7 protein-coding genes and 1 pseudogene are annotated in these 8388 nt (G+C 71.1%); all 8 read left to right on the plus strand.

Annotation, left to right across the window (positions count from 1 at the left end; translation table 11 throughout):
* The first annotated feature begins 33 nt into the window (after positions 1-33).
* The 8 genes and pseudogenes from AC5R91_RS05075 to AC5R91_RS05110 all read left to right on the plus strand — a co-directional run bounded on the left by AC5R91_RS05075 (position 34) and on the right by AC5R91_RS05110 (position 8385).
* Positions 34-1221: an ABC transporter ATP-binding protein gene (locus tag AC5R91_RS05075; protein WP_495395950.1), complete on the plus strand. Its 1188-nt coding sequence runs from the start codon at positions 34-36 to the stop codon at positions 1219-1221.
* 157 nt (positions 1222-1378) lie between these two features.
* Positions 1379-2773: an ABC transporter substrate-binding protein gene (locus AC5R91_RS05080; protein ID WP_495395951.1), complete on the plus strand. Its 1395-nt coding sequence runs from the start codon at positions 1379-1381 to the stop codon at positions 2771-2773.
* A 4-nt stretch (positions 2774-2777) separates the two neighbouring features.
* On the plus strand, positions 2778-3683 hold the full coding sequence (locus AC5R91_RS05085; RefSeq protein WP_495395952.1) for a metallophosphoesterase: 906 nt from the start codon (positions 2778-2780) through the stop codon (positions 3681-3683).
* Entirely contained in the window at positions 3680-4657 is a 978-nt protein-coding gene (locus AC5R91_RS05090; RefSeq protein ID WP_495395953.1) for a carbohydrate ABC transporter permease, read from the plus strand. Before AC5R91_RS05085 ends, AC5R91_RS05090 begins: the two co-directional genes overlap by 4 nt.
* A gap of 35 nt (positions 4658-4692) precedes the next feature.
* Entirely contained in the window at positions 4693-5610 is a 918-nt protein-coding gene (locus AC5R91_RS05095; RefSeq protein WP_495395954.1) for a carbohydrate ABC transporter permease, read from the plus strand.
* 88 nt (positions 5611-5698) lie between these two features.
* Positions 5699-5968 (plus strand): annotated as a pseudogene (locus AC5R91_RS05100) (SixA phosphatase family protein); the annotation flags it as partial.
* 240 nt (positions 5969-6208) lie between these two features.
* Entirely contained in the window at positions 6209-6562 is a 354-nt protein-coding gene (locus AC5R91_RS05105; RefSeq protein ID WP_495397896.1) for a VOC family protein, read from the plus strand.
* 344 nt (positions 6563-6906) lie between these two features.
* Positions 6907-8385: an HNH endonuclease gene (locus AC5R91_RS05110; protein WP_495397897.1), complete on the plus strand. Its 1479-nt coding sequence runs from the start codon at positions 6907-6909 to the stop codon at positions 8383-8385.
* Positions 8386-8388: the final 3 nt, after the last annotated feature.

An 8388-nucleotide genomic window follows, 5' to 3' on the forward strand; every position in this document is an offset into this window, starting at 1 on the left:
TGCCAGATGCCGCCGGATCGGAGGGGGGAACCAGTGAGCCGTATTACCGTCGAAAACGTCACGCGCCGCTATGGGGACGTGCGGGCGGTCGACGGGGTGAGCCTCGACGTCGCCCACGGCGACTTCCTGGTCCTGCTCGGCCCCAGCGGCTGCGGGAAGTCGACGCTGCTGCGCATGATCGCAGGTCTGGTTCCCCCCAGCGACGGCCGGGTGCTCGTGGACGAGCGCGACGTCACCGAGACCCCGGCCCGCGACCGCGACCTCGCGATGGTGTTCCAGAGCTACGCGCTCTACCCGCACCTGACCGTGGAACGCAACATCGGATTCCCGCTGCGCGCCCGTAAGCAGCGCAAGGCCGACATCCGCCGGCGGGTCGCCGAGGTCGCCGACATCCTCGACCTCGGCGCGCTGCTCGACCGCCGGCCGCGGGAACTCTCCGGCGGCCAGCGCCAGCGGGTGGCGCTCGGCCGCGCCCTGGTCCGCGACCCCGGCGCCTTCCTGATGGACGAGCCGCTGTCGAACCTGGACGCCCAGTTGCGCACCGCGACCCGCACGGAGATCACCGAGCTGCACCGCCGGCTCGGGCGGACGTTCGTCTACGTCACCCACGACCAGGTCGAGGCGATGACGATGGCGACGTCGGTCGCCGTGCTCAACCGCGGCCGCCTGGAGCAGCTCGGGACGCCGACCGAGGTGTACGACGCGCCGGCGTCGGCGTTCGTCGCGGGATTCCTGGGCTCACCGCCGATGAACCTGCTCGACGCCGAGATCGTCAGCCGCGACGGCCGGCTGCACGCGGTCGCCGAGGGTGTGGACGTCCCCCTGGGCCTCGGCGATCCCTCTCGCGAGGGCGAGCAGGTGCAGCGACCCGCCATCCTCGGCGTCCGCCCCGAGCACCTGAGCCTCCAGCCGGCGTCGAGCGAGGGCCCGGCGCCCGAGGCCGGCATCCCGAACGGCGACGCCCCCGCGGCGACGCTGCGCGGCACCGTGCGCACCATCGAGAACCTCGGCAGCGAGGAGATCGCCCACTGCCGCGTCGGCCCGGCCGAGGTGGCCGTGCGTGCCCGCCGGCCGGCCGGCTTCACCGTCGGCGAGGCCGTCGTGCTCACCGTCCGCCCCGAGCACACCCACCTGTTCGACCGGGAGTCGGGACGCCGACTCGTCTGGCGGCCGGACCGGAACGCCCCGGTCCCGGCGGCCCGCGTCCCCGTCTCCACCTGACGCCGTCTGGCGCCCCATCCGGCGCCGCCTGGCGCCACCAGTTCGCCACCGGCACCGCGTGCCACCGGCCGCCCGACCCACGACGCCTGGACACCGTCGCGCCGGGCACCCATCACAGCTCACCCGCTCGCACCGTCACCTCGCCGAGGAGCAGCACGTGAAAAGACCGTTCGCCCGGAGATCGTTCTCCCTGGTGGCCCTGTCGGCCGCCACCGCACTGTCCGTCCTGGCCGCCTGCGGCTCGCCCGGGGGCGGTGGCGACGACGCGACACCGAAGGCCACCAGCAAGATCCCCGAGCTCGGCAAGGACCAGAAGGTCTCCATCGTCTTCGAGAGCTACAACTTCGGTCAGGCCGGTGCCTGGACCGACACCTTCAACGAGCTGATCGGCAAGTTCGAGAAGGCCCACCCGAACATCCACGTCACGGCGCAGAAGCCGCAGGGTTCCAGCCCGAACCCGGCCACCGACACGGTGTCGAGCCTGCAGAGCCAGATCGCCGCCGGCTCGCCGCCGGACGTCGTCCAGCTCGGCTTCAGCGACCTCGACTTCGCCATCCACTCCCTGAAGGTGAAGTCGCTGGACGACCTTCTCGGCAAGGACGCCGTCCAGGCGAACTTCGACGGCGCCAAGTACCCGTACGCCAAGACCGCGCGGACCCTCGGTGACTGGGACGGCAAGACCTACGGCGTGCCGTTCGTCTTCTCCACTCCGGTGCTGTACTACAACGCCTCCATCTTCAAGGAGGCCGGTCTCGACCCGGCGAAGCCGCCGACGACGTGGGACGAGGCTCGCCAGGACGCCAAGACGATCGTCGACAAGACCAACCACGACGGCGTGTACCTCGACTGCCTCACGAAGATCGCCAAGGACTGGTGCTTCCAGAGCCTGGTGCGCTCCAACGGCGGACGGGTGATCTCCGAAAACCGCACCACCCTGACCTACTCGCAGCCCCCCGCCGTTCAGGCGGTCCAGATGGCCCAGGGCCTGGTCAAGGACGGCCTGACCCCCGTGCTCGGCCAGAAGGAGGCCTACACGAGCTTCGCCGCCGGCAACATCGGCATGTTCCTGGAGACCAGCGCCATCCAGGGCACGTTCGTGAAGGGCTCGAAGGACAAGTGGGACCTGCGCGCCGCGGAGATGCCGAGCTTCGGCTCGAAGCCGACCATCCCGACGAACTCCGGCGCGTCGCTGTTCGTGCTCTCGAACGACCCGGCCAAGCAGCGCGCCGGCTGGGAGCTGATCAAGTTCCTGACCAGCGAGGACGCCTACAAGACGATCTCCACCAAGATCGGCTACCTGCCGCTGCGGACCGGCCTCGTCGACGACCCGAACGGACTCGCCGACTGGGCCAAGGCCAACCCGCTGGTCGTGCCGAACATCGCTCAGCTCGACCGGATGGAGCCGTGGATCTCGATTCCCGGCGTCAACTACATCCAGGTCCGTGACGGGATGATGGAGGCGGTCGAAAAGATCGTCTACCAGGGCGCGGACGCGCAGTCGACCCTGACCGCCGCCCAGAAGCAGGGCACGGCACTGCTCCCGAAGGCGTAATCCGATGACCACGACCGGACCGGCCGAGCTGACCCTGATCCAGGTGAGCGACACGCACCTGCTGCCAGCCGGCGAGCTGATGCACGACCGCGTGGACACCTTCGCCCTGCTGGAGACGGTCGCCGCGACGGTGGCGTCCTCGACCGGTCCGGTCGCTGGGATCCTGCTTACCGGCGACCTCGCCGACGACGGCTCCCCCGCCTCCTACCGACGGCTGCGCCAGATCATCGACCCGCTGGCGGCGACGTTCGACGCACCCGTCGTCTACGCGATGGGCAACCACGACGAGCGCCTGGCGTTCCGCGCCGAACTCCTGAACGGCGCGGGCGTGCCCATCGGCCTCGACGGATCCGCAGGCCGGTGGTCGGCGGACCATCCCTGCGACAGCATCCATCTGGTCGACGGCCTGCGCCTGGTCGCCCTCGACTCCACCACGCCGGGCCGCCACGACGGCTGGCTCACCGACGCCCAGCTCGCCTGGCTGGCCGACGAGCTGGCCACCCCGGCGCCCCGCGGCACCCTGCTGATCGTGCACCACCCGCCGCTGCCGTCGCCGGTGCCGACCGTGCACCTGCTGCGGCTCGCCGCCGCCGAGCGGCTCGCCGACGTCGTCGCCGGCACCGACGTGCGGATGATCCTCAGCGGGCACGCCCATCACGCCGGCGCCGGCGCGCTCGCCGGCATCCCCGTGTGGATCAGCCCCGCGCTCGCCTACGACGCCGACCCGCTGCCGCCCGACGGCCGGCTGCGGGGACTGCTCGGCGGCGGCTTCAGCCGGATCGACCTGATCGACGGCCAGTTCGTCGCCACCGCGATCCCGCTGACGCCGGCCGGCCACGTCTACAACAACGACAGGGCCGAGATGGTGGAGTTCATCCGCAGCGTCACGCCGCAGACCACCCCGGGATGACCGGGATGTTCGTCGAAGTCGCTCCCCCCACGCTGCCGGCGCCGATCGTGGCGCCGGCAGCGGCCGGGGGCCGGCGCCGATCGGCCCGGCGCCTGACCCGCCGCCTCGGCCGCGGCGTCGTCCCCTACCTGTACCTCATCCCGGCGTTGGGCATGCTCATCGTCTGGACGTACCGCCCGCTGGTGGAGACGGCGAACTACTCGTTCTACTCGTGGAACCTGTCGCCGACGCAGCCCGCGACCCCGGTCGGATGGCACAACTACCACCGGCTGTTCACCCTGCCCGAGCTGGGCGGGTCGGTCTGGCGGACCCTCCTGATGATCATCGGCCTGCTGCCGTTCACGATCGTCATCCCGGTCCTGGTGGGACTGCTGTCCCGCGAGGTGCGTGGCCGGGCGCGCAGCGTCTACCAGGCGCTGATCTTCCTGCCCTTCCTGGTCGCGCCGGTGGCGAGCGCCGCGGTCTGGCAGTGGCTGCTCAGCCCCCGCACCGGGGCGGTGAACCGGGCGACGGGCTCGTCGGTGAACTGGTTCCACGAGCGGTGGCCCGCCCTGATCGCCATCACCGGCATCACCGGCTGGCACGTCCTCGGGTTCGCCGTGGTCGTGGTCGCCGCCGGCCTGGCCTCGATCAACGGCGACTACGCGGAGGCCGCCTCCGTCGACGGGGCGTCGCGCTGGCAGATCACCCGCTGGCTGACGCTGCCGCTGCTGTCACCGACGCTGGTGTTCCTGCTGTTGTCCACGGTGCTGCTGTTCGCGCCGCAGTGGACGTTCCCGCTGATCGACACGCTCACCCAGGGCGGTCCGGTCGACGCCACCACCAACGTCTACTACCTGCTCTGGGAGTACGGCATCCAGAGCTTCGACGCCGGCCTCGCCTCGGCGGCCGGAGTGGTGTTCTTCATCGGGTTCGGGCTGGTGGCGGCGGTGCTGCTGTGGATCTCCGAGCGCGTCACCATCCACGACGACTGAGAGGGCGCCCCGTGACACTCGCCACCGAACCATCGGTGACCGAACCGGCGCCGCCCGCGGGCGCCGACGGCGCGGACGCCGGCGCTCCCTCGGCCGGCGGCGCGCCGATGACCAACTTCGACGCCCCGGTGATGCCGGGGAGTCAGTCGAGGACACGCGTCGTCGTCGGCCACCTCACGCTGGCCCTGCTGGGCCTGGCCTGCGTGTTCCCGATCTACTGGCTCTACGCGACGTCGCTGCGGCGACCGAACGACGTCTACGAGGTCACCCCGCTGCCGTGGCCGCTGTCCGTCGACAGCTACCGCACGGCGATCGACGAGGTCGACGTCCTGCGGCTGCTGCTCAACACCACCGTCGTCGCGGTGCTCACGGCGCTCGGCCAGCTTCTCACCAGCCTGCTCGCCGCGTACGCCTTCGCCGCCTGGAACTTCCCGCTCAAGCGGGTGCTCTACCTGGCCTTCGTCGGTAGCTGGCTGGTGCCGTTCCAGGTCGCCATGCTGCCGAACTACGTGCTGCTGCACCAGCTCGGGCTGCTGAACACGCTGTCCGGGGTGATCGTCCCGAACATCGTCTCCGGGCTCGGCGTGCTGCTGCTGCGCCAGCACCTCGACAGCTTCCCCAAGGAGCTGCTGGAGGCGGCGCGGATGGACGGTCGGTCGTCCTGGTCGACGCTGTGGATGGTGGTCGTGCCGAACCTGCGCGCGGCCCTGGCGGCGCTGGGCATCCTGCTGCTCGTCAACTCCTGGAACGAGTACTTCTGGCCGGCGCTGGTCCTGCAGCGGCACAACGATGTGCTGCAGCTCGGCATCCGCAGCTTCATGAGCGCCACCGAGGGCGACGACTGGGGCCCGCTGACCGCGACCGCCGGCCTGGCCTGCCTGCCGATCTTCATCATCTACCTGCTGCTGCAGCGCCACGTCGTGAGCGGCTTCGTCCGCTCCGGCCTGCGCTGACGACCCGTGCCGCGCGGGGGCGGGAACCCGACTCCCACCCCCGCGCGGCACGTCCCCCGCGAATACGCGGCGAGGCATGATCGCTCTTATGGTCGATCTGCTCCTGGTCCGCCATGCCGACTCGGTCGCCCCGACGCCTGACGGTCCGGACGAGTATCAGCGGCCGCTCACCGACAAAGGTCGCGAGCAGGCAGGCGCCCTTGTCGCCGCCCTCGGTGACTGTTGCGCATCGTGCCTCCTGTCGAGTCCGTACCTTCGCGCGATCCAGACCCTCGAACCGACCGCCCGGGTCATGGGACTGCCCATCTGCCGCTGTGACGGGCTTCGCGAGTGGCAGTCAGGTCTGGCTGTCGATGCCGATGCCCGCGATCTACACCCTCAGCTTCGACGGTCCCCACCTTCGGCGCGCGCTCGGCCCGGGTCTCGAAAGCGGACAGTAGCGCAACCACCGCCGAGACCGGCAGTGCCGACCGCGGACTTCGCCCCCGCCGATCCCGGGGCCGGTTCCGCGGAACACCACGATCGTTTCAGGGGCCTTGCGTCCAGGAGCCTTGCGTCCAGGGTTCGGGCTCGATCGCCGTCCTGGCAGGATGGCGGCATGGAACGTGTGCTGGGGATCGGTGGATACTTCCTGCGGGCCGCAGACTCGGCGGCCCTGAATGCGTGGTATCGCGATTGCCTGGGTCTGGACGTCGATGCGAACGGCCTGTGGCATCAGGGAGCCGGGCCGACGGTGTTCGCGACGTTCGAGTCCGAGACCGACTACTTCGGGTCCCGCGCCCAGCAGACCATGCTCAACTTCCGGGTCCGCGACCTGGATGCGATGCTCGCACAACTGCGTGCCAAGGGAGCGGACGTGGCCGAGGAGACACAGGACATGGCGGGTGTCGGTCGCTTCGGCTGGGTCACCGACCCTGCGGGCAACCGGGTCGAGCTGTGGCAGCCCGCCTGACCGCGGCTGCACACTCCGCCACACAAGCACCGGCGCGGTTCCGCGGAACACCCGGATCACCGGAAGTCAGGCCCGTATCTGAGCATTCCCGCAACCAACCGATCATCCGCAGACATGAAGATCGGTCCGCCGCGGGTCGTGGCCATGGGGAGGTCATGACAGGCCCTGGTTACGGGTGCGCCGACCCGCCCTAGTTGATCTTGATCGGTTTTTGTCGGTGGTGGGTGGGACGATGCTCGGGTCCGGTGATCGACTACACCCCTGGCCCGGTGATCATGATGATGGCAGCAGCGGCAGCCCCTTCTCCGACGTCCTCAACATTCCCATCCGTTCTGGAGGTGGATGTGGAGACGGCCGCGTTGGGGGTGGTGGAGGAGGTGATCTGCCGCTGGGCGGGTCGGATCGCGGCGGCTACCTGCGGTTGGCTGATGGCGTTGGCGGCGTTCGACCGGCGGGAGGGCTGGTCCGGGGTCGGTATGGGGTCGTGCGCGCACTGGCTGGCCTGGCGGTGCGGTATCGGTCTGCGGACCGCGCGGGAGCATCTGGCCACCGCGCACGCGTTGGAGCGTCTTCCCGCGATCCGGGCCGCTTTCGCCGCCGGCACCCTGTCCTATTCCAAGGTACGGGCGGTGACCCGGGTCGCGGAGCCGGCGACCGAGCAGGTCTGGTTGTCCCATGCCCGTTTCTGCAGTGCGGGCCAGATCGAGCGGCTGGCGCGGTCCTACCGGCAGGTCCGTGGGGATGAGCGGGTACGCCGCGCCGCGCGGCGGTTGTCCTGGCGGGTCGATGACGAGGGCATGCTCTGCCTGCACGCGGTGCTGGCTCCCGAGGAGGGTGCCCGGCTGATCGCGGCGTTGGACGCGGCCCGGGCAAGCCTCGAGGACACCACCCCTGCCCGCGTGGGCAGTACGACGAACGCCGCCGCCGGCGGGGATGGTGCGGCAGGCGACGGTGGGGCGGACGGGGCCGGTGCGGAGGGTCTGCCCGCGGACGGCGAAGGGGTGGTGACGGCGCGGGACCGGCGGCGGGATGCCGACGCGCTGGTCGCCCTGGCCGAGGGCTTCCTCGACCGGCCCGCTCCTGGGCTGATGACCCCCGGCCACACCCTCACCGTGCACCTCACCACCCGCCCCGACACCCCCGCCGGCCACGACACCCAGCCCGGCGCGGACGGTGACGCCAGCACCTCGGGCGGCAACCACAGCGCTGCGACCGGCGGGACAGAACCGCCAGCCGAGGCGGCGGCGGGCGGCGTCGCCGGGCTGCTGGCAACACCGCGGATCGGGATCGGGGCATGGGCCGACGTCGACGGCGGGATCGGGCTGTCCCCACAGGTCGTGGAACGGCTCGGCTGCGACGGGCTCATCCGCGCGTTGCTCACCGACCCCGACGGCAACCCCCTGCACCTCGGCCGCCGCCAACGCCACCCCGGCCAGCGACTCCGCGACGCCGTCTACGCCCGCGACCACGGCCGCTGCCAGTACCCCGGCTGCGGACACACCCGCTGGCTCCAGATCCACCACCTCACCGGCTGGGCCGAGGGAGGCGACACCGACATCAACCGGCTACTCCTGCTCTGCACGGCCCACCACCACGCCATCCACGACGAGCACATCCACCTCGACCGCGCCCCGGACGGCATCGTCACCGCCCGGATCCCCGACGGCCGCGCTCTCGCCGAGGCCCCACCCGTCCTCCCCGGCCCCGAACCCGCCGCCATGCTCGCCCGCGCCACCCGCCACGTCACCTCCACCGCCATCCACACCGAGGACGGCGGCCGACTCAGCCTCCTCGACTCCATCCACGCCCTCCTCAACCCCTGAGCG

It is taken from the genome of Frankia sp. BMG5.60 (genome assembly GCF_059428125.1).